Raw genomic sequence first — 20,566 nt, forward strand, 5'->3', positions numbered from 1 at the left:
CGCGCATCCTGCGTCTCACCACGCGTACCGCACCACACCCTTGCCGGCATAGGAGCGTGTGACGTTCGAGAATTCGCCCTCGAACGTGCCGGCGGCGGACCAGCCGTTCAGCCACTTCTTTTCAACCGATCCCGTCACCAGCGCGGAATCGGCGGCCATGGCCGCGCCGTTTACGACGAAGCTGGCGCCGGGCAGCGTCTGGAACGTCGCCCCGATGGCGCGATCTGGATTGAAGTCGTGGGCCCAGGCCACCCGGCCGCGCAGCGTGACGATGCCGTCGGCCTGGGCGAAGGCCTTGTCGGTGCGCAGGCCGAGCTCGGTGCGGGTGTCGGTGACGCTCTTGGCGCCGTAGGCCAGCGCGAACTGGTTGCTACCGACGATGGCCTGCTCGGCATAGGCCGGCATATCGAAGGTCGTGAACTGAGCCGCAGCGTAAGGCGTGAGACCGACGCCTTGCGTGACGAAGCGGTAGCCGCCTTCGAGCCGGCCGGAATAGGTGTTGGCATTGAACTCGGCGCGCAGACGGTCGACGCCGGCAACGGTCACGGTGCGATCTGTGGTGATGTCCTGCCAGCCATAGGCCAGCGCGCCGGTGATGTAGGCAGGGCCGACGATGTGCCGGAAGAAAGCGCCGGCCTGGAACAGGTCGGACCGGCCGCCGCCAAGCGCGTTCGCCACGGTGAAGTTGGTGCCGCCGCCGGCAAGCGCAAAGCCGACCAGCGTATCGCGGGAGATGCGATAATCCGCACCGACGGCGGTGCCATAGAGATTGCTCGTGGTGGTGTTGGACCCGACGGCCGTGCTGCCGTCAGTCTGTTGCGCACCGCCGAAGCCGGCTGCCCAGACGCTCCAGCGCTGCTCGAACGACGGTGCGATCGGTGCCTTGGTGTAGATCGCAGCATATGCATCACGCTCGCTCTTGTTGCGACCGGCGTTCTTTGCCGCATAAGCCAAGCTCTCGTCGGCATAAGCGTTCGGCGTGCCGCCCGCACTGGCGGGATCGCCGCGGCCCGCGATGAACGGATCGGTCATCACGCCCATGAACTGGTTCATGGCGTTGAAGGTCGCCTGCTGCGGCGCGCTGCCGACCTCGCCGGAGAGCTGGGTCAGGCCGGCGGGCGCAAGACCGCCGAACGCGATCGGGATGGTGCCGTTGGTGTTGAAATAGTTGATGATCGCGTTGCCGACGTTCTGTTGATTGGCGTTGAGATTGCCGGAGGGAGGCACGAAGTTCAGCGCGAGGTCCAGGTAAGCATGGGTGGCGTCGTAGCTCAGCGACGTATGGAAGCCCGACGGCAGGCCAAGATTGGTGACCGTAGGACTGAACGCGCCGGTGATGCTGGCCGCATTCAGGATCGTGTACTGCTTGGCGACGTAAGAGCCGGCCGCAAAATTTGCACTAACGGTGGCGCCGCCAAGCGATGCATTGCCGGCAACATTGGCAAAGGTAGAGGTTGTGGGATTGACGAAGACATTGAAGTACGCCCCGGGTTGCATCACGAGGCTTGCCAGCGCCATGGAGGTTCCCGGCCCACCTGGCGCACCCGGCGAGAAATAGCCTCCCGCGATCAGGGCGGCTCCGACTGCACCGTCTCCGGTCAGGTATCCATTGGTATTCACGGTGGTGAGGGCCGACGACGCCATCGACCCCGACACAACGAGCGTGCCCCCGTCAACCGTGGTGGTGCCGGTGTAACCGCTGCTATCGCCGGACAGGATCAGGGCGCCGGAACCGGTCTTCACGAAGCTACCGGTGCCAACGATGGATCCGGCGAACAGAGACGTCGAATTGTCGCCCCCGACGGTGAAGACAAACGCGCCCGTATTCAGCTGGGTGCCCGCCACGCCGGCGAGCGAGCCGTAGGTCGCGCCGCCGGAGGTCGAGTAGACATTCGCGCCGGCAGCCGTCATGTCCACCCGCCCCGTGACGCTGCCACCATAGGTGTTCATCGAAGCGAGACTGCCGGACAGTGTCACGTTGCCGTTGATCGTCCCATATAGCTGCGTGTATCCGCCGGCGGCGTTGATCGATCCATTGATCGTCCCGGTGGGGTCGACGACGATATTGGCGCCGATAGCATTGCTGATGGTGTTTGTCGCATTCAGCGTTCCCGTGACTCCAAGATTGCCGTCGTTGGTCACCGTCGTCGCATTGACCGTCCGGCCAGCGTCGATCCAGGTGGCGTGAATCATCGCATTGGACTGGTTGATCAGCGTCGTGACGGTGAGATCGCCACCTGAGACAAAAAGGTCGGATGTTGCACCGGTGGTCAGGGTCCCGTTGACGGTGAGCGCACCGGTCACCGTGAAGGTACCGTTTTGATGATCGACGTTGCCGTTGATCGTGCCGGCTGCGTTCGCCGTGCCGGAATTCGTCAGTCCGCCATTGACCGTTCCGGTCGTCGTGAAGGTACCGCCGGCGGCGTTCGTCGTCCCGGCAGCCGTCGTCACCGTACCGCCGTTGGTGAAGGTGCCGGCGTTGTTGATGATGCTGACCGCGCTCAACGTCCGGCCCGCCGAGACCCGGACCGCGGTGGCGGACGTCGAATTGTTCGTCAGCGTCGTGATGCCGGTGAAGCTGCCGAACTGCACGGCCAGGCTCGAGGTCGCGTTGTTGGTGACCGCACCGTTGGTGGTGAGATCGTCGATCAGCGCGAAGGAGCCGCCGCCCTGGTTGGTGATGCCGTCATTGAGCACGCCCCTCGCGTTGGCCGTGCCCGAATTCGTCAGCCCGCCGTTGACCGTGCCCGTCGTGTTGAAGGCGCCGGAATTGGTCGTGCCGCCGGTCGTCGTGATCGAGCCGTTGTTGAAGATCGTGCCACCGTTGTTGGCAATCGTGGTCACGGAGATGGCGCCGGCGGGAATGTTGGAGAAATTGCCGGTGTTGGTGATATCGCCGGTCAGGGTACCTTGATTGCTCGTGATCGCACTGTTGGTCAACGACGTGTTCAGAGTGCCGCTGTTGACGAAGGTTCCGGCGGTAACACTGGTGGTGGTGAACGAGTTGGTGCCGGACAGCGTCAACCGGCTCGACCCCGCCTGCGAGATCGTAGCGCCCGTCATGTTGTTGCTGATCGAGATGAAAGTGCCGACGCCGACGGCATTGTTGGTGATGCCGGCGACAAAATTCACCGCCTGACCGCTTATCGCGTAGCCCTGGGACGTAGCGTCGAAAATCCAGGACTGGGGTGAGATGGGGCCAAGGGTAATTGTGACGGACGTCGTGCCCGTGGCGGAAAAGGTCGCTGTTTCGCCAGCGGTGTCGGGGACGGTGTTTGTCGTCCAATTGGTCGACTCGTTGTAATTGCCGTTGGCGACGCCGCCATCCTGCCAGACCTGCGCTCGCGCCAGGGACGGCAACAACGCGACCGTCGCAAGAGCTGTGCCGGCCAACAGAGACCTGATTAAGAGTGCCCTACGCGTGGGCCCTACCCCGCCTGCCCCGATCATGGAAAATTCCGCTGGGCCCTACGCTGCCCTCGATTCCCAGGTACTTCAAACGGGAAATATCTAGCTGCTTCGCCACCTGCGAACCATCGACGATCGATTGCGTAGCCGCGCCGATCGGCGATTCCACGGCGGTGTGGCTGGGCGGCAACAAAAGGTTGCACAATCCTCGGGCACCCTCCGAGCCGGGTCAACCATGCTGCCCTCAATGCGTCTAATACGCGCTCAGCAGATCCACCTTTGCATTCGCCAGCACCAGCCGCCGCGCCAGGATCGCGGCGAGATTGCGCATGATCTTCAACGCTGTTTCGGGGTGCAGGTGGCGGTAATCGGCAAAGCTGTCCAGCGGCAGTTCGAGGCAGGTGACGGGCGTGTCGGCAAAGACATCAGCGCTGCGGCTCCGCTCCAGGATCGCCATCTCGCCGAACGCCATGCCGGGACCGAGCGCAGCCAGCCGCACGCCACTCGGCAGCTTCACGCTGACCATGCCGCTCTGGAGGAAGAACAGCGAATTGGCGGGTTCGCCGGCGGCAACGATACGCTGGCCCGCCGCATAGTGCCGCGTGGTCGAGAGCTTGACGATCGCGGCGACCTCCTCCGCGTCGAGTTCGGCGAGCAGCGCCTGCTCGCCGAGATGCGTGCTCTCCTTGACGTCGGTGAAGCCGCCGAAGCGGTAGATCACCTGATCCTCGGCCCACTCGATGGCATCATCGAGCAGCGCGAAGCGCCGCAGCCGACGCGGCTCGGCCGTGCGCGCGGCGATCGCGTTCCACACCGCGGACGCCTCCTCCAAACCCGATAGAATGGCGGTGACGCCGGCATTGCCAAGAGCGGTCAGCGTTTCGCCCAGAAGCTCCGCGCCGGCCGCGGTGATGTCGGGAACGCGTCGGAAATCGATGATGAGCAACGGCGCGCTCGGCGGCTCGTCGCTGAGCTTTCGCGTGACGTAGTCGATGGTGCCGAAATTCATCGCGCCGACCAGCTCGAGCACGCGGATGTCGCTGTGACGCTCGTCGAGAATCTGCTGCTCCTGCGGCTGGCGGCTGCGGCGCGAGGAGATGCCGTAGACGTCGTAATCCGCGATGACGCTGGTGCGGACGTCGGCGTTGCGATTGAGCATGTGCAGGTCGAAGCGTGCCGACAGCGCCTCGCAGACCTTCAGGCCGCGCGCGCTGTTGAAATGATGGTCGAGCCGCGGCGAGAAGGTCCCGAGCCCCAGTTGCGAAGGCAACGCCGCGACGATGCCGCCGCCCACCCCGCTCTTGGCGGGAATGCCGACGCGGTAGGTCCACTCGCCGGCATAGTCGTACATGCCCGAGCTCGTCATCACCGACAGGGTGCGCGCGACGATGTGCGGCGTGATCACTTGCACGCCCGTCACCGGATTGATGCCCCGGTTGGCGAGCGTTGCCGCCATCACCGCGAGATCGCGTGCCGTCACCAAGATGGCGCATTGGCGGAAATAGACGTCGAGCACGGCGTCGACGTCATCCGGCAACACGGCGTAATTCCGCAGCAGCCAGGCAATGGCCCGGTTGCGATTGCCGGTCGCGGTCTCCGAGGCGTGCACGGCCTCGTCGACGCCGAGGTCGCGGCCGGCAAACTCGCTGAGCTTGGCGCGGACGCGTTCGAAGGCGCCCTTCCCGTCCACCTCGTAGATCAGGCCCGAGCAGGCAATCGCGCCGGCATTGACCATCGGGTTGAAGGGGCGGTTGTCGTTGGTGAGCCGGATCGAGTTGAAAGCCTCGCCGCTCGGTTCGACCCCGATGGTGGCCGCAACACGCGCCTCACCGACCATCTCGAGGGCCAACGCGAACACGAAGGCCTTCGAGACCGACTGGATCGTGAACGGCACCGCGCTGTCGCCGACCTCGTAGACATGGCCGTCGATGGTGACGAGGGCGATGCCGAAATGGTCAGGGTTGGCGCGCTTCAACTCAGGGATGTAGTCGGCGAGCTCTCCGGAATGATCCGCCCTGAACTTCTCATAGCAGTCGCTCAGGAAATGCCGGAGCGGTGGCCTGGTAGGATACCCGGTCGATCCAGGCGTGCCTGCCGGGCTGGGCAAACGGTTGAGCTGGGCGTCCACGGTCTCACACCTCGATTTGCCCAAATTCGAAGCAATCCCCATGCCATGTGTACGATTCCGATTGTGTGATGATGAGTGACCTCAGCGCGCGTCGGGCGGCGCGCGCGGCGTGAGCAAGTGGGCACAGACGAGGCCAAGCACGACCATGATCGCGGCGCGTGTGGTCGGAGTCGAAGCGAACGCAGCGACGCGCTATTTGGGGACGGATGATCTTTCCCAGGGACGTTTGCCGTTGGCATCTCTGTCCCATGGACGCGTGGTCGGCGCGTTCTTTTCCTCGGCAGCCGCTTTCGCGCGGTCGGCTTGCACCTGTTCGCGATCCGTCACCGGTGGCTTAGGCTGCGCAAGAGAGGTCTGCGCGGCGACTGGACCCATGGCGAGCAGCGCGGCGATCAGGAACTTTGTCATTCCCGGCTGTAACACGCCGAAGGCAGGGCGTCCGATTTAGTTGCAGGGTTCCTGCGCGACTTTCGTCAGACCCGCGCGTCAGCCGGCGCGCGCTGCTTGAGCAGCCGGGCGCAGACAACGCCCAGCACCACCATGATCACTGCGCTCGCGAACAGGGTCGGCATCTTGCCGGCATGCTGAAGGCCGAAGCCGTAGGCGAGCGGTCCCACGGTCTGCCCCATGAAGAAGAAGAACGAATGCAGCGACAGCGCGGTGGCGCGTGCCTCGACCGAGAGCTCGCTGGCGAAGACCTGCAGACAGCCATGGGCGATGTAGAAGCCCCATCCCATCACGATGAGATTCAGGGCCTGCACTTCCCAGCGCGGGCCGAAAGCCACGGCGACGAGCTGCGAGGCCACCAGCGTCATGCCGGAGATCATCATGCCTTTCACGCCCAGCCAGGGCAGCAGGCGCGACACCGTCAGCGTGTAGAACAGCCCGCCGACCGCAAAGCCCGCGATGACCATGCCGGCGATCGAGAGCGAGGTCTGCCCGAGGTCGAACAGGAACGAGGCGATGTAGGGAAACAAGCCGAGCACGCAGCAGCCCTCGATGAACACGGCGGAGTAGCAGACATAGGCGTTCGGATTGGTGAAGATGGTGCGATAGCCGGCCTTCAGCGCCGACAGGCTGGTCTTTGGCGGATGCTGCACCCTGGCGCCGTGAAAGCCGGCCGCAACCGCGATCGAGGCGACGATCACGAGCGCACCGAGCACCGCCAGCACGCCGCGCCAGCCAAGGAAGTCACCGATCAACCCGGAGGCGGATGCGCCGAGCAGATTGCCGGTCATGGCGCCGGCCAGCGTCCGGCTGATCGCGACCTGGCGCTTCTCCGGCCCGACGAGATCGCTGGTCAGGCTGAGCGCCACCGGAAACACGCCGCCGGAGCCGATGCCGGCGAGGATGCGGGTCGCAAACAGAACCGAGAACGAGGATGAGAGCGCGCCCAGGATATTGGCAAGGCCGAGCAGCGCGAGACAGAAGATCATCAGCCGCGTCTTGCCAAACAGATCGGCGGCAGCGCCGACGATGGGCTGGATGATCGAAAAGGTGAAGGCGAACACCGCGGCAAAGCCGGCGGCGGTCGCGATGCTGACGCCAAAATCCTCGGCGACGTGCGGCAGCACCGGATCCAGCGCGCGCGCCGACAATGCTGCGGCAAAGCTTGCGCCTGAGATGACGTAGAGCGCTGTCGGCAAGCCGTGGTCTTGCGGCCGCGCCTCGCTCTGCTGCATCAGCGCGGATTCTTTGCCAGCGCGTCGAACGCCATCAGCCTGGCGATCAGGCCCTCGAACTCGCGCAGCGGCACCATGTTGGGGCCATCCGAGGGCGCGCGATCAGGATCGGGATGGGTCTCGATGAAAACGCCGGCAACGCCCACGGCAACAGCCGCCCGTGCCAGCACCGGCACGAATTCACGCTCGCCGCCCGAGGAGGTCCCCTTCCCGCCCGGCTGCTGCACCGAATGGGTGGCATCGAAGATGACAGGCGCGCCGGTGGTGCGCGCCAGGATCGGCAGCGCGCGCATGTCGGAGACCAGCGTGTTGTAGCCGAAGGACGCGCCGCGCTCGGTGACGAGCACGTTGGGATTGTCAGCGCCGGTGATCTTCGTGACGACATTCGCCATGTCCCACGGCGCCAGGAATTGTCCCTTCTTGACGTTGACGACCTTACCGGTTGCGGCGGCAGCGAGCAGCAGATCAGTCTGCCGGCATAGAAACGCGGGTATCTGGAGGATGTCCACGGCCTGCGCCACCTCGGCGCACTGCGTGGCCTCGTGCACGTCGGTCAAAACAGGCAGGCCGAGCGAGGAGCGAATCTCCGCGAAGATCGGCAGCGACTGCGAAAGCCCAAGGCCGCGCGCTGCCGACGCGCTGGTGCGATTCGCCTTGTCGAAGGAGGTCTTGTAGACGAGGCCGATGTTCAGCCGCGCAGCGATCTCCTTCAGCGCAGAAGCGACCTCCAGCGCATGCTGGCGGCTTTCGAGCTGGCAGGGTCCTGCAATGATAGCGATCGGCAGATCATTGCCGAATCTGACCTTGCCGATGCTGACGACCGGCGCCGCTGAATGCGAAGAGCTCAAGGCAAATCCCTCGTTTCGGCGCGACCATAGCCGCCATGGGGGTCGGATCAACCCCATTCGGCCCGGGCCGTTCGAATATCAGGGTTGCGCCAGAGTTCCCCGCTGCGGCAAGGATTGCTACTTCACCGCCGAGAAGGCGGTCGGCGTCAGGATCTGACTGACGATGTTGCCAACGATCTGGCCGTCGGCCTCGCTCTCGGCGCGGGCTTTCATCCAGTCCGGATCGGTCATGAACGCGCCCCACTTCTTCTCGCGCTCGGCGAGCGAGTCCCACGCCAGGAAATAGGTCAGCTCCTGGTTGGATTCACCGATCAGCGTCGTGAAGAACCCGGCCTGCTTGATGCCGTGCTTCTCCCAGATCTTCAGCGTGGCGGTCTCGAACCGCTTCAGGAGCGCCGGCAGCCGGCCGGGCACGCAGCGATAGATGCGCATCTCGTAGATCATTGGAGCTCACTTCCTGCATTGTTGTTCTTGCGGCAGCGAGTTGTCGCAACAAATTGCGTGTGCGTCAAAGGCAGAGAAAGCGCTACACCAGCCGCGACTGCACCATCGCCGCCTGAATGAACGAGGCGAACAGCGGGTGCGGCTCGAACGGCCGCGACTTCAGCTCGGGGTGGAACTGGACGCCGATGAACCAGGGGTGATCCTCGTACTCGACGATCTCAGGCAGCACGCCGTCGGGCGACAGGCCTGAGAATTTCAGACCATGCTGCTCGAGGCGGTCCTTGTAGGCGGTGTTGACCTCGTAGCGATGGCGATGGCGCTCGGAGATTTCGGTGGCGCCGCCATAGACCTGCGAGACGCGGCTGCCGCGATTGAGCGCGGCGGGATAGGCGCCTAGCCGCATCGTGCCGCCGAGGTCGCCGGCCTGCGAGCGCTTCTCGAGCTCGTTGCCGCGCAGCCATTCCGTCATCAGGCCGACCAGCGGCTCCTTGGTCGGGCCGAACTCGGTGGAGTTGGCGTCCTCGATGCCGACGAGGTTTCGCGCGGCCTCGATCACCGCCATCTGCATGCCGAAGCAGATGCCGAAATACGGCACGTCGCGCTCGCGTGCGAACTGCGCAGCACGGATCTTGCCCTCCGCGCCGCGCTGGCCGAATCCGCCAGGCACCAGGATGCCGTTGACGTGCTCGAGGAACGGCGCCGGATCTTCCTTCTCGAAGATCTCGCTCTCGATCCAGTCGAGGTTGACCTTCACCTTGTTGGCGATGCCGCCATGCGAGAGCGCCTCGATCAGCGACTTATACGCATCCTTCATGCCGGTATATTTGCCGACGATGGCAATGGTGACATTGCCTTCGGGATTGCGCACGCGCTCGTTGATCTGCTGCCAGCTTCGCAGCTCCGGCGGAATCCGCGAACCGATGCCGAAAGCGGCCAGCACTTCGTCGTCGAGGCCGGCATTGTGATAGGCCTCCGGCACCGCGTAGATATTGTCGACGTCGCGTGCCTCGATCACGGCGCTTTCGCGCACGTTGCAGAACAGGCCGAGCTTGCGCCGTTCCTCCTTCGGGATCTCGCGGTCGGTGCGGCAGAGCAGGATGTCCGGCTGGATGCCGATCGAGCGCAGCTCCTTCACCGAGTGCTGCGTCGGCTTGGTCTTCAGCTCGCCGGCGCTCGGAATGTAGGGCAGCAGCGTCAGATGGATGTAGACGGCGTGATCGCGCGGCAGCTCGTTCTTGAGCTGGCGGATCGCCTCGAAGAACGGCAGGCCCTCGATGTCGCCGACGGTGCCGCCGATCTCGACCAGCACGAAATCGTAGTCGTCATTGCCGTCGAGGACGAATTCCTTGATGGCGTTGGTGACGTGTGGAACCACCTGGATGGTCGCGCCGAGATAATCGCCGCGACGCTCCTTGGAGATGATGTCCTGGTAGATGCGCCCGGTCGTGATGTTGTCGGCCTTGGTCGCAGGCCGGCCGGTGAAGCGCTCGTAGTGACCGAGATCGAGATCGGTCTCCGCGCCGTCATCGGTCACGAACACCTCGCCGTGCTGATACGGCGACATCGTTCCGGGATCGAGGTTGAGATAGGGATCGAGCTTGCGGAGGCGGACCTTGTAGCCCCGGGCTTGCAACAGCGCACCGAGTGCCGCTGAGGCCAGACCCTTGCCGAGCGAAGAAACCACGCCGCCGGTGATGAATATGTACCGCGCCATGGGACTTAACCTCTAATCCCTCGAATTCGATTCGCCAAAGCGATTCGTATTCCGCCCCAAAGATTTTGCGGGCCTGTGGGTGATCCAGAACTAAGAGTGGTGACAGTGCCTTGATGGGGATTTTTGATGCAGGACGGTAGAAGCCGCCCTGCATGGCCCCCCTGCTTTATTGCGAGCGCGGCACCTGCGGGCCGCTTGGGGCCGGGGCCTGCTGCTGCTCGTCGGCCTTTTTCAGCGAATCCAGGATGCCGCCCGAGGTCGGCGGCGCGATCGGGGATCCGCCGGCCGGCTGGGTCTGCGACGCCGGCGTGCCAATGATCGACGACGGCGCACGGCTGTAGCCTGCGTGCCAGGACAGGAACATGCTGGTGAGGAAGAAGCCCGCAGCCAAGATCGCGGTGGTCCGCGTCAAAAGATTGGCGGTGCCGCGGCTCGACATGAAGCCCGCGCCGCCGCCCATGCCGAGGCCGCCGCCTTCCGACTTCTGGAGCAGGACGGCGCCGATCATGACGGCGACGATCATGAGGTGGATGACGATGACAACGGTCTGCATAATGCCCTTCCGTCACAAGCGGGCGGCGCCTGACGGCGGCCGATCGCGCTTCGCGGGTTTCCTGAAGTTGCGCGGTGTTACACGATCGGAGGGGTTATTGCCACCCCCGATCGGGTCCGGACCAACGGTTTGAATGAGTTAGGGGCAGCCTTTCGCGATCGCAAGGAAATCGGCCGCCTTCAGGCTGGCACCACCGACCAGCGCGCCATTGACGTTCTTGACCGCCATCAGCTCAGCGGCGTTCGAGGGCTTGACCGAGCCGCCGTAGAGGATGCGCATTTTGGCCCCGTCAGCCTTGAACCTGGAGGTCAGGAGCTCCCGGATAAACCCATGAATTTGCTCGACATCCTGCGCTGTGGGGGTCAGGCCGGTGCCGATTGCCCAGACCGGCTCATAGGCTACGATGAGATTCGCGGCGGTCGAGCTTTCCGGCAGGGAGCCGGCGAGCTGCCCGCGCAGAATGTCCAAGGTCTGACCGGCGTCGCGCTGGGCTTGCGTCTCGCCGACGCAGACGATCGCGGTGGCCCCGGCGCGCCAGGCAGCTTCAGCCTTCTGGCGGATCAGGGCATCATCCTCGCCGTGATCGGCCCTACGCTCGGAATGGCCGACGATGATCGCGCTCGCCCCCGCGTCCACCAGCATTTCGGCGGCAATATCGCCGGTATGGGCGCCGGAGGCCTTGGGATGGCAGTCCTGGGCCCCCACCGCGACCTTCTTGCCGCGCGCCTTCTCAGCGAAGGCGGCGATCAGGGTCGCGGGCGGGCAGACCAGCAGATCGGCCTTGCCGGCGACGTCTGCCGCACCGTTGAGCATGGCGTCGAACTCGGCAGCCTGGGCCTTCAGGCCGTTCATTTTCCAATTGCCGGCGATCAGGGGGCGGATGGCGTCGGTCATGTCGATTTCCAGCAAAATGAGAGTTGTGCATGCGCTAGCAGAGCTTCCGCGGCAGTTCCAGAGACCAGAGGCCTTCAACCGCACCCTCAAGCGGTCGATTGACGTGAGGTTGCGGGGGGAAAGCCACCACTTTATGATGATTGATCAATTTGGTGAGGCGCTTTTGCTGAATCTGCATTAAGACGCGCTCCCGTTCCCCTCCTGCTCAAACAAGTTGGACCAAATGCTTCGAGGAATGCGCAAGGCCTCATCAAACTGGCTCGGCAAGACCATTATGGCCGTGGTGATGGGCGTGTTGATCGTCAGTTTCGGCATTTGGGGCATCGCCGACATCTTCAAAGGATTCGGGCAGTCCACGGTGGCCAAGGTCGGCAGCACCGAGATATCGCTGAACGAGTTCCGCCAGATCTATACGGATCGGCTGCAACAGATCAGCCGCCAGTTCGGCCGTCCGCTGACGCCCGACCAGGCACGTGCCTTCGGCCTCGACCGCCAGGTGCTGCAGCAGACCATCGCGGAAGCCGCCCTCGACGAGGAGGCGCGGCGGCTCGGGCTCGGCCAGTCCGACGAGCAGATCCGCCAGCTCATCATGAACGACCCCAATTTCAAGGGCGTCGGCGGCAATTTCGATGCGAACCGGTTCCAGGCCGTGATCCGCAATTTCGGCTATACCGAGCAGCGCTACGTCGCCGAGCAACGCAAGGTGTCGCTGCGCCGGCAGATCACCGGCACGATCGGCGCCGGCCTCGAACCGCCGAAGACCATGCTCGACGCGCTGGCGCGCTTCCAGAACGAGCAGCGCGCCCTCGAGTTCGTCAAGCTCGACGCCGCCCAGGCAGGCCAGATCGACGCGCCCTCGCCCGAGACGCTCGCCACTTATTTCGAGGATCACAAGGTCCAGTTCCGCGCGCCCGAATATCGCAAGATCGCCTTCCTCGTGGTCTCGCCGGAGGAGATCGGCAAATGGAGCGAGGTCTCGGACGAGGACGCCAAGAAAATGTTCGAACAGCGCAAGGACCGGCTCGGCACGCCGGAGAAGCGCCAGATCCAGCAGATCGTGTTTCCGAACGTCGCCGACGCGCAGGCCGCACGCGAGCGCCTCGTCGGCGGACTATCGTTCGAGGACCTCGGCAAGGAGCGCGGGCTGAGCGCCTCCGACGTCGATCTCGGGCTCGTGACCAAGTCTTCGCTCGCTGCCGCAGTCGGCGATGCCGCCTTCTCGCTTCCGGCCGGCGAGATCAGCCAGCCGATCCAGGGCGGGCTTGGCGTCGCGATCGTCAAGGTCGACAAGATCGAGCCGGGCAAGGAGGCGGACTACGCCAGCCTTGCTGGTGACATCAAGCGCGAGATCGCCACCGAGCGCGCGCGCGTCAAGGTCGCCGATCTCCGCGACAAGATGGAAGACGAGCGTGGCGGCGGCGCCAGCGTGATCGACGCGGCGCAGAAGCTCGGCCTCACCGCCGTGACCATCGACGCCGTCGACCGCTCCGGCCGCGCTCCGAACGGCCAGCCGGTCGCCAACGTCCCGCAAGGCCTCGACGTGGTGTCGCAGGCCTTCAACACCGATGTCGGCGTCGACAACGACTCGATCTCGTTCAAGGGCGGCTATGTCTGGTACGACGTGCTCGCCATCACGCCGTCGCGCGACCGCAATCTCGACGAGGTCCGTGACCAGGTCGAGGCGCGCTGGCGCCAGGACCAGATCGCGGCCAAGCTGAAGGCCAAGGCGACCGAGATGGTGCAGAAGCTCGAAGCGGGCGGCAAGCTCGCCGATGAAGCTTCCGCGATCGGCGCCAGGGTCGAGACCGCGACCGGCTTCAAGCGCGACGATACGCCGGCCGGCGTGCCGGCAGCCGTGGTGTCGGCCGCCTTCCGCACCGCCAAGGACGGCGTCGGACAGACGGCTGTCAGCGGCGGCAGCGAAGTGGTCGTCTTCCGCGTCACCGACATCGTCGAACCCGCGGTCGACGCCGCCTCCGACGCGGTCAAGAAGCTGAAGGAGAACCTCGACCGCGCCCAGACCGAGGAGCAGGTCGCGTCCTACGTCAACAAGCTTGAAACCGACATCGGGACCACCATTAATCAGGCCGCCTTCGCGCAGGTGACCGGCGCGAACCAGTGAGTTGAAAGCACGCGATGGACGACCTGAAATCGATCATTGGAAAAGTGGCGACCGGCGCCAGCCTGTCGCGTGACGAAGCCGCTTCCGCCTTCGACGCCATGATGAGTGGCGAGGCCACGCCCTCGCAAATGGGTGGCCTGTTGATGGCGCTGCGGGTGCGCGGCGAGACCGTGGACGAGATCACCGGCGCGGTTGCGGCGATGCGCTCGAAGATGCTGACCGTGACGGCGCCGCCTGACGCCGTCGACATCGTCGGCACCGGTGGCGACGGCTCCGGATCGGTCAATGTCTCGACCTGCGCCTCCTTCATCGTCTCCGGCGCCGGCGTGCCGGTGGCCAAGCATGGCAACCGCGCGCTGTCGTCGCGCTCGGGCGCCGCCGACGTGCTGGCCTCGCTCGGCGTCAGGATCGACCTCAGGCCGGAGCAGGTCGGAGACTGCGTGCGCGAATGCGGCATCGGCTTCATGTTCGCCCCCGCCCACCATCCGGCCATGAAGAACGTCGGCCCGACCCGGGTCGAGCTTGCGACGCGCACGATCTTCAATCTGCTCGGCCCCCTGTCGAACCCTGCCGGCGTCAAGCGGCAGATGGTTGGCGTCTTCTCCCGGCAATGGGTGCAGCCGTTGGCACAGGTGCTCAAGAACCTCGGCTCCGAATCCGCCTGGGTGGTGCACGGCTCCGACGGCCTCGACGAGATCACCCTCACCGGCCCGACCTTCGTCTCCGCGCTCCACAACGGCGAGATTCGCAATTTCGAGGTGACGCCTGAGGACGCCGGCCTGCCGCGCTGCGAGGCCGGCGCATTCAAGGGGGGTGATGCCGACGCCAATGCGGTCGCACTGCAAAGTGTGCTCGACGGCAAGCCGAGCCCCTATCGCGACGTCGCCCTGATGAACGCAGCAGCCGCGCTGGTCGTGGCCGGACGTGCCAAGGACCTCAAGGAGGGCGTCGCAATCGGAACGAAGTCGATCGACAGCGGCGCGGCAAACGCACGGCTGAAGCACCTGATCGCGGTCTCGAACGGCTGAGCGCCCCATGTCGGATATCCTGACCAAGATCGAAACCTACAAGCGTGAGGAGATCGCCGCGGCCAAGCGCGCGCAGCCACTGTCTTTCATCGAGGCAAAGGCCAAAGCGCAAGCCGCGCCGCGCGGCTTCGTGGACGCGATCAAGGCCAAGCACGTCAACGGCGATTACGCACTGATCGCGGAGGTGAAGAAAGCCTCGCCGTCGAAGGGGCTGATCCGCGCCGATTTCGATCCGCCGTTGCTGGCCAAGGCCTATGAAGCCGGCGGCGCGGCCTGTCTGTCGGTGCTGACCGACACGCCCTCGTTCCAGGGCCATCTCGACTTCATGGTGGCGGCGCGTGCGGCGACGTCGTTGCCGGTGCTGCGCAAGGATTTCATGTTCGACACCTATCAGGTGGCCGAGGCCCGCGCGCATGGCGCCGATTGCATCCTGATCATCATGGCCGCGCTCGACGATGCCGCCGCCGAGGACCTCGAGAACGCCGCCATCGCCCATGGGATGGATGTGCTGATCGAGATCCACGACCACGCCGAGCTCGACCGGGCGCTCAAGCTCCGTTCGCCGATGATCGGGGTCAACAACCGCAATCTTCGCACCTTCGAGACTACGCTCGCGACCAGCGAAACACTGGCGCCGTTGATCCCGCGGGACCGGCTGATGGTCGGCGAGAGCGGCATCTTCATGCCCGCCGATCTCGCCCGGCTCGAGCGCGTCGGCATGTCGACCTTCCTGGTCGGTGAAAGCCTGATGCGGCAGGCCGACGTCACCGCGGCGACGCGTACGCTGCTCGCGCGCGAGACCACGGCGCGCGCGACGGGCACGCGCTGACATGGCGCGCAGGCCCCCGAAGACGACCAAATCCAAGGCCGGCCCCGCCCTCACCCATATCGGCGCCTCCGGCGAGGCGCGGATGGTCGACGTGTCCGACAAGCCGGCGACCGAGCGGCTTGCGGTCGCGGAAGGCCGCGTCATCATGACCAAGACGACGCTCGACCTGATCGTGTCAGGCAATGCCAAGAAGGGCGACGTGCTCGGCACAGCCCGCATCGCCGGCATCATGGCCGCCAAGCGCACCTCCGAGCTGATCCCGCTTTGCCATCCGCTCGCGCTGTCGAAGGTGACGCTCGACATCGAGCCCGACGTGAAATTGCCGGGCTGCCTCGTTCGCGCCAGCGTGAAGGTGACGGGCCCGACCGGCGTCGAGATGGAGGCCCTCACGGCCGTATCGGTCGCCTGCCTCACCATCTACGACATGATCAAGGCGGTCGAGCGCGGCGTGCGCATCGAAGGCATCCATCTGGTCGAGAAGCTCGGCGGCAAGTCCGGCCACTATCGCGCCTGAGGGCGCTCATTTCGGCTCCTGCGTCGCGCGCATCGATTGCATTTGCGCGCGGCCGTTCACATCGCGTTAACCGCGCTTCCTAACTTCGCCTCCACATCGTTCCCGTAAACCAACGGATGTTTAAGGGGCCAAGAATTGATCCTGACGTGTGCACGGCAATGATCCAGCATGATGACGAGATTCGGCAATCGCCTCTTTGACCAGGCCTTCGTGCGCGGCGGACCGATCCGCTGGCTGGTGGTGGGCGGCACGCTGCTGATCGCAGCGATTGCCATAGGCTCGGTGCTGATGGCGCAGAATTTCCGCGAGCGGGCGCTGCGCAACTCCAGCCGCGAGCTGAACAACACGGTGCTGCTGCTCGCCCATCATTTCGATCAGCAATTGCAGGATTTCGCGGTCATCCAGAAGGATTTCGTCGACCACGTCCGCACCACCGGAATCAACAATGCGCAGACTATCGCAAGCGCCTCTCGGGCCAGGACGTCCACCGGATGTTGCGCTCGAAGATCGAGGCGCTGCCCTATATCGGCGGCGTCAACATCATCGATGCCGACGGTGATCTGATCAATTCCTCGACGGCCTGGCCGGCTCCGAAAGTGAACGTCGCCGATCGCGGTTATTTTCGCACCTTCAAATACGATCCCTATTCTCCCGATGTCCTGATCGAGCCCCTGCACAGTCGGATCTCCGGCGCCTGGACCATTCTGATCGTGCGCAAGATCGTCGGGCCAAACGGCGAGTTCCTGGGTGTCGTCGGACGCGGCATCGAGCCCGCCAAGTTCGAGAAGTTCTTCGCCTCCGTCGCGCTCGGCGAAGACGCGACGATCTCGATGCTGCATCGCGACGGCACGCTGCTCGCCCGGTATCCGCATTCCAGCGAATTGATGGGGCGGAATTTCAAAAATGGTTCGTTTGCGCACCAGAGGGTTTTGGGCCTCGATCACTTCACCGGCCGTTTTGTAAGCCCGGTCGACGGCGACGACCGGCTGATCTCCTCGCGCGCCCTACCCCATTTCCCGATCCTGATGATGGCCACCACGACGCGCGCGGCTGCACTGACGGACTGGCGCGAGCAGATCGGCATCCTGATCTCGGTCGCTGCCTCCTCTGCGCTCGCGATCGCAGGCGTGCTGATCGCGGTCGTACGCAAGCTGCTGGAGCAGCACCGCCTCTCGCGGGGACGCTTGACGCTGGAAAAGCAGCGGCTCGACCGCGCCGTCAACAACATGACGCAGGGCCTTTTGCTGTTCGACGCGGAGCGGCGGATGGTGGTCTGCAACCAGCGCTACATCGACATGTACGGATTGTCGGCCGAGATCGTGAAGCCCGGCTGCAGCTTCCACGACATCATCGCCCACCGCAAGGTGACCGGCTCGTTCACAGGCGACGTCGACGATTATGTCGCGCGCGTGCTGAAGGACATCCATGAGCGCAACTCGATGGTGGTCGATACCTCCGATGGCCGCTCGATCCACGTCCTCAACGAGCCGCTCGCGGACGGCGGCTGGGTGGCGACCCATGAGGACATCACCGAGCGCCGCCGCATCGAGGAGCGCATCACCCACCTCGCCCATTACGACGCGCTGACCGATCTGCCCAATCGCACCATGTTCCACGATCATCTGCGCAAAGAGCTGGCCGCCGTCGGCAACGGCGAAGAGATCGCGGTGCATTACATCGACATCGATGAGTTCAAGGGCGTCAACGACGCGCTCGGCCACCTGGTCGGAGATGAGCTGTTGAAATCGGTTGCCGCAAGCCTGCGCCGCTGTGCGGGCCCGGCGGATTTCGTGGCGCGGCTCGGCGGCGACGAATTCGCCATCGTACAGAGCGCGGTGACGTCGCTGGATCAGGTCAACGAGCTCGTCGCGCGGGTCTTCGAGGCCATCCGCGCGCCGTTCGACTGCCTGGGCCATCATCTCAACACCGATGCCAGCATCGGCATTGCGCTCGCACCTGAACACGGCACTGCGCTCGACCAGATCCTCAAGAACGCGGACATGGCGATGTACGCCGCCAAGTCCGCCGGGCGCCGTACCTATCGCTTCTTCGAACCGGAGATGGACGCCAAGGCCCGCGAACGCCGGCAGCTCGAGATCGATCTGCGCCACGCTATCGCCCAAGGGGGTCTCGAAGGCGGTCTCGAGGTCTATTACCAGCCCTGCCTCGGCCTGAAGGATGATCGCATCACCGGCTGCGAGGCGCTGGTGCGCTGGCGCCATCCCGAGCGCGGCATGGTCTCACCGGCGGAGTTCATCCCGATCGCCGAAGACACCGGCCTGATCAACGAGATCGGCGAATGGGTGCTGGCGACCGCCTGCCGGGACGCGGCAAGCTGGCCCGACGACATCCGCCTCGCCGTCAACGTCTCGCCGGTGCAATTCAAGAGCGGCACGCTGGCGCTGAAGATCATGGCGGCGCTCGCCGCTTCGAACCTGCCGGCGAGCCGGCTGGAGCTCGAGATCACCGAGGCCGTGCTGATCCGCGACGACGATGCTGCGCTGACGATCCTGCACCAACTCCGGGCCATCGGCGTCCGCATCGCGCTCGACGATTTCGGCACCGGCTACTCCTCGCTGAGCTATCTGCACCGCTTCCCGTTCGACAAGATCAAGATCGACCGCTGCTTCGTCGACGACATCGCCGGTCCCGACGGCTCCGCCAGCATCGTCCAGGCCGTCGTCAATCTCGCGGCCGCGCGCCGCATGACCACCACGGCCGAGGGCGTCGAGACCGAGGAGCAGCAGCGCCTGCTGCGCGCGCTCGGCTGTTCCGAGATGCAGGGTTATCTGTTCAGTGCCGCAAAACCGGCCGACAAGGTGCTGGAGCTGTTCGCGCTGCATCGCAGCCGGCTGGCCCAGCGCGAAGGCAGCGAGAGCCGAAGGCGCGAGGCCGGTTAGGCACCAACGCAGCCATGTCGCCCGGATTGGGCGTCGCATCGTCCGGGATACGGATCAGCGAGACCCCCCAAGCGAAATCGCCCGGGAGCGGCCATCCACTCCCGGGCGATTCGTCGATGGAGAGTCGTAAGGTCTAGTTCGGCACCGAAGTCTTCGGTGCCGGCTTTGCCGCTGCGTTCACGGTGACGCCGTGCAGGAAGTCGAAAGCCGCATGCAGGGCCTTGTCGTCCTCCGCCTTGGGCGGAACGTAGGATTGCGACCCGGTCTGCTCGCCGCCCTCGCCGGCCGACAGATGCCCGCGCATCTGCGACTCCGCCATGGTGTCCATCCGGCCCTTCAGCTCGGGCGGCACGTCCTGCAGGATCTCGACGTCGGGGGCGATGCCCTGAGCCTGGATCGAGCGGCCCGACGGCGTGTAATAGCGCGCCGTGGTCAGCGCCAGCGCGCCGTTGCCGGCGCCGAGCGGAATGATGGTCTGCACCGATCCCTTGCCGAACGAGCGAGTGCCGATAATGGTGGCACGCTTGTGGTCATGCAGCGCGCCGGCCACGATCTCGGAGGCCGAGGCCGAGCCGCCATTGACCAGGACCACCAGCGGCTTGCCCTTTGTGAGGTCGCCGCCATGCGCAGTGAAGCGCTGGGTCTCTTCGGGAGAGCGGCCACGGGTCGAAACGACCTCGCCGCGTTGCAGGAACGCGCTCGACACCGACACCGCCTGATCGAGCAGTCCGCCCGGATTGTTGCGCAGGTCCACCACGTAGCCGACGAGCTTGTCCTGCGAGACGTCCTTGGTGATCGAGGCGATCGCCTTCTTCAGGCCGTCGGTGGTCTGCTCGTTGAACGAGGTGATGCGGATATAGCCGATGTCGCCGTTCTCGACGTGGAAGCGCACCGGGCGCACATGAATGATCTCGCGCTTGATCGCGACATCGAGCGGGGCATCGGCGCCCTTGCGCACGATGGTGAGCTTGGTCTGGGTGTCGACCGGCCCCTTCATCTTGTTGACGGCCTGCTCGAGCGTCATGCCCTGCACGGCCTCGCCGTCGATCTTGCTGATGAGATCGCCGGACATCAGGCCGGCCTTCGAGGCGGGCGTATCGTCGATCGGCGAGACGACCTTGACGAGGCCGTCTTCCATCGTGACCTCGATGCCGAGGCCGCCGAACTCGCCAGAGGTGGTCTCCTGCATCTCGGTCCAGGCCTTCGCATTCATGTAGCGCGAATGCGGATCGAGCGAGGTCACCATGCCCGTGATCGCGCCCTCGACCAGCTTGGCATTGTCGGGCTTCTCGACATAGCTCGCTTTCACGCGCTCGAACACTTCGCCGAACAGGTTGAGCTGGGAATAGGCATCATTCGCGCTCACTGCCGCCCGCGCCGCCCAAACGCCGCCGTGCGGGCTGGCTACCAGAAGGGTCAGACACGCTCCGGTGAGCGCGCCCAGAGGGAACAGCAGGGATTTCCGCATGTAGTCTGACCTTTTCGCTTGGGGCTTTGGGGCG

At 65.0% G+C, this 20,566-nt stretch carries 14 protein-coding genes and 1 pseudogene; 6 read left to right on the plus strand and 9 right to left on the minus strand.

Going from position 1 to position 20,566, the window contains the following annotated elements:
- Nucleotides 1-15 precede the first annotated feature (15 nt).
- From IVA79_RS25840 to tpiA, 8 genes are all read right to left on the minus strand, one after another.
- On the minus strand, nucleotides 16-3,393 hold the full coding sequence (locus IVA79_RS25840; RefSeq protein WP_247558218.1) for an autotransporter domain-containing protein: 3,378 nt from the start codon (nucleotides 3,391-3,393) through the stop codon (nucleotides 16-18).
- Nucleotides 3,394-3,661: 268 nt separating this feature from the next.
- A complete protein-coding gene (gene glsA, locus IVA79_RS25845) occupies nucleotides 3,662-5,536 on the minus strand; it encodes a glutaminase A (RefSeq protein ID WP_247558220.1) in 1,875 nt (624 codons plus the stop codon).
- A 473-nt stretch (nucleotides 5,537-6,009) separates the two neighbouring features.
- Entirely contained in the window at nucleotides 6,010-7,218 is a 1,209-nt protein-coding gene (locus IVA79_RS25850; RefSeq protein ID WP_247558223.1) for an MFS transporter, read from the minus strand.
- Nucleotides 7,218-8,066, minus strand: a complete 849-nt coding sequence (gene kdsA / locus IVA79_RS25855) for a 3-deoxy-8-phosphooctulonate synthase (protein ID WP_247558225.1) — start codon at nucleotides 8,064-8,066, stop codon at nucleotides 7,218-7,220. The genes IVA79_RS25850 and kdsA overlap by 1 nt, the downstream gene beginning before the upstream one ends.
- A 117-nt stretch (nucleotides 8,067-8,183) precedes the next feature.
- Nucleotides 8,184-8,510, minus strand: coding sequence for an NIPSNAP family protein (locus tag IVA79_RS25860; RefSeq protein ID WP_247558227.1), 327 nt, complete (start codon nucleotides 8,508-8,510; stop codon nucleotides 8,184-8,186).
- An 82-nt stretch (nucleotides 8,511-8,592) separates the two neighbouring features.
- Nucleotides 8,593-10,224, minus strand: a complete 1,632-nt coding sequence (locus IVA79_RS25865; RefSeq protein WP_212289360.1) for a CTP synthase — start codon at nucleotides 10,222-10,224, stop codon at nucleotides 8,593-8,595.
- 166 nt (nucleotides 10,225-10,390) lie between these two features.
- Nucleotides 10,391-10,777, minus strand: coding sequence for a preprotein translocase subunit SecG (gene secG / locus IVA79_RS25870; protein WP_247558229.1), 387 nt, complete (start codon nucleotides 10,775-10,777; stop codon nucleotides 10,391-10,393).
- A gap of 138 nt (nucleotides 10,778-10,915) precedes the next feature.
- Nucleotides 10,916-11,671, minus strand: a complete 756-nt coding sequence (gene tpiA, locus IVA79_RS25875) for a triose-phosphate isomerase (protein WP_247558231.1) — start codon at nucleotides 11,669-11,671, stop codon at nucleotides 10,916-10,918.
- Between tpiA and IVA79_RS25880 the strand changes: the two genes are divergently transcribed.
- The 6 genes and pseudogenes from IVA79_RS25880 to IVA79_RS25905 all read left to right on the plus strand — a co-directional run bounded on the left by IVA79_RS25880 (nucleotide 11,670) and on the right by IVA79_RS25905 (nucleotide 19,064).
- On the plus strand, nucleotides 11,670-11,852 hold the full coding sequence (locus tag IVA79_RS25880; protein ID WP_247558233.1) for a hypothetical protein: 183 nt from the start codon (nucleotides 11,670-11,672) through the stop codon (nucleotides 11,850-11,852). The genes tpiA and IVA79_RS25880 overlap by 2 nt on opposite strands.
- 42 nt (nucleotides 11,853-11,894) lie before the next feature.
- Nucleotides 11,895-13,793 carry a SurA N-terminal domain-containing protein gene (locus IVA79_RS25885; RefSeq protein WP_247558236.1) on the plus strand — a complete coding sequence of 633 codons (1,899 nt, stop codon included), beginning with the start codon at nucleotides 11,895-11,897 and terminating at the stop codon, nucleotides 13,791-13,793.
- A gap of 14 nt (nucleotides 13,794-13,807) precedes the next feature.
- On the plus strand, nucleotides 13,808-14,821 hold the full coding sequence (trpD, locus tag IVA79_RS25890) for an anthranilate phosphoribosyltransferase (protein ID WP_247558238.1): 1,014 nt from the start codon (nucleotides 13,808-13,810) through the stop codon (nucleotides 14,819-14,821).
- Between the two features lie 7 nt (nucleotides 14,822-14,828).
- Nucleotides 14,829-15,650: an indole-3-glycerol phosphate synthase TrpC gene (trpC, locus tag IVA79_RS25895; protein WP_247558240.1), complete on the plus strand. Its 822-nt coding sequence runs from the start codon at nucleotides 14,829-14,831 to the stop codon at nucleotides 15,648-15,650.
- 1 nt (nucleotide 15,651) lies between these two features.
- Nucleotides 15,652-16,164 (plus strand): cyclic pyranopterin monophosphate synthase MoaC, encoded by a 513-nt coding sequence (gene moaC, locus IVA79_RS25900; RefSeq protein ID WP_247558242.1) that lies wholly within the window; start codon nucleotides 15,652-15,654, stop codon nucleotides 16,162-16,164.
- A gap of 168 nt (nucleotides 16,165-16,332) precedes the next feature.
- Nucleotides 16,333-19,064, plus strand: a pseudogene (locus IVA79_RS25905) (EAL domain-containing protein).
- Nucleotides 19,065-19,197: 133 nt separating this feature from the next.
- Here IVA79_RS25905 and IVA79_RS25910 read toward each other — a convergent pair.
- On the minus strand, nucleotides 19,198-20,532 hold the full coding sequence (locus IVA79_RS25910; protein ID WP_247558244.1) for a S41 family peptidase: 1,335 nt from the start codon (nucleotides 20,530-20,532) through the stop codon (nucleotides 19,198-19,200).
- Nucleotides 20,533-20,566 lie beyond the last annotated feature (34 nt).

The organism is Bradyrhizobium sp. 138 (assembly GCF_023074075.1).
Classification (GTDB): domain Bacteria; phylum Pseudomonadota; class Alphaproteobacteria; order Rhizobiales; family Xanthobacteraceae; genus Bradyrhizobium.

Excerpts from the sequence above, each read along its gene's own strand:
- trpD (WP_247558238.1), top strand. The coding sequence starts at position 13,808 with ATGGACGACCTGAAATCGATCATTGGAAAAGTGGCGACCGGCGCCAGC.
- IVA79_RS25860 (WP_247558227.1), bottom strand. The coding sequence starts at position 8,510 with ATGATCTACGAGATGCGCATCTATCGCTGCGTGCCCGGCCGGCTGCCG.
- moaC (WP_247558242.1), top strand. The coding sequence starts at position 15,652 with ATGGCGCGCAGGCCCCCGAAGACGACCAAATCCAAGGCCGGCCCCGCC.
- IVA79_RS25850 (WP_247558223.1), bottom strand. The coding sequence starts at position 7,218 with ATGCAGCAGAGCGAGGCGCGGCCGCAAGACCACGGCTTGCCGACAGCG.
- IVA79_RS25865 (WP_212289360.1), bottom strand. The coding sequence starts at position 10,224 with ATGGCGCGGTACATATTCATCACCGGCGGCGTGGTTTCTTCGCTCGGC.
- tpiA (WP_247558231.1), bottom strand. The coding sequence starts at position 11,671 with ATGACCGACGCCATCCGCCCCCTGATCGCCGGCAATTGGAAAATGAAC.
- IVA79_RS25880 (WP_247558233.1), top strand. The coding sequence starts at position 11,670 with ATGTCGATTTCCAGCAAAATGAGAGTTGTGCATGCGCTAGCAGAGCTT.
- IVA79_RS25910 (WP_247558244.1), bottom strand. The coding sequence starts at position 20,532 with ATGCGGAAATCCCTGCTGTTCCCTCTGGGCGCGCTCACCGGAGCGTGT.
- secG (WP_247558229.1), bottom strand. The coding sequence starts at position 10,777 with ATGCAGACCGTTGTCATCGTCATCCACCTCATGATCGTCGCCGTCATG.
- IVA79_RS25885 (WP_247558236.1), top strand. The coding sequence starts at position 11,895 with ATGCTTCGAGGAATGCGCAAGGCCTCATCAAACTGGCTCGGCAAGACC.
- trpC (WP_247558240.1), top strand. The coding sequence starts at position 14,829 with ATGTCGGATATCCTGACCAAGATCGAAACCTACAAGCGTGAGGAGATC.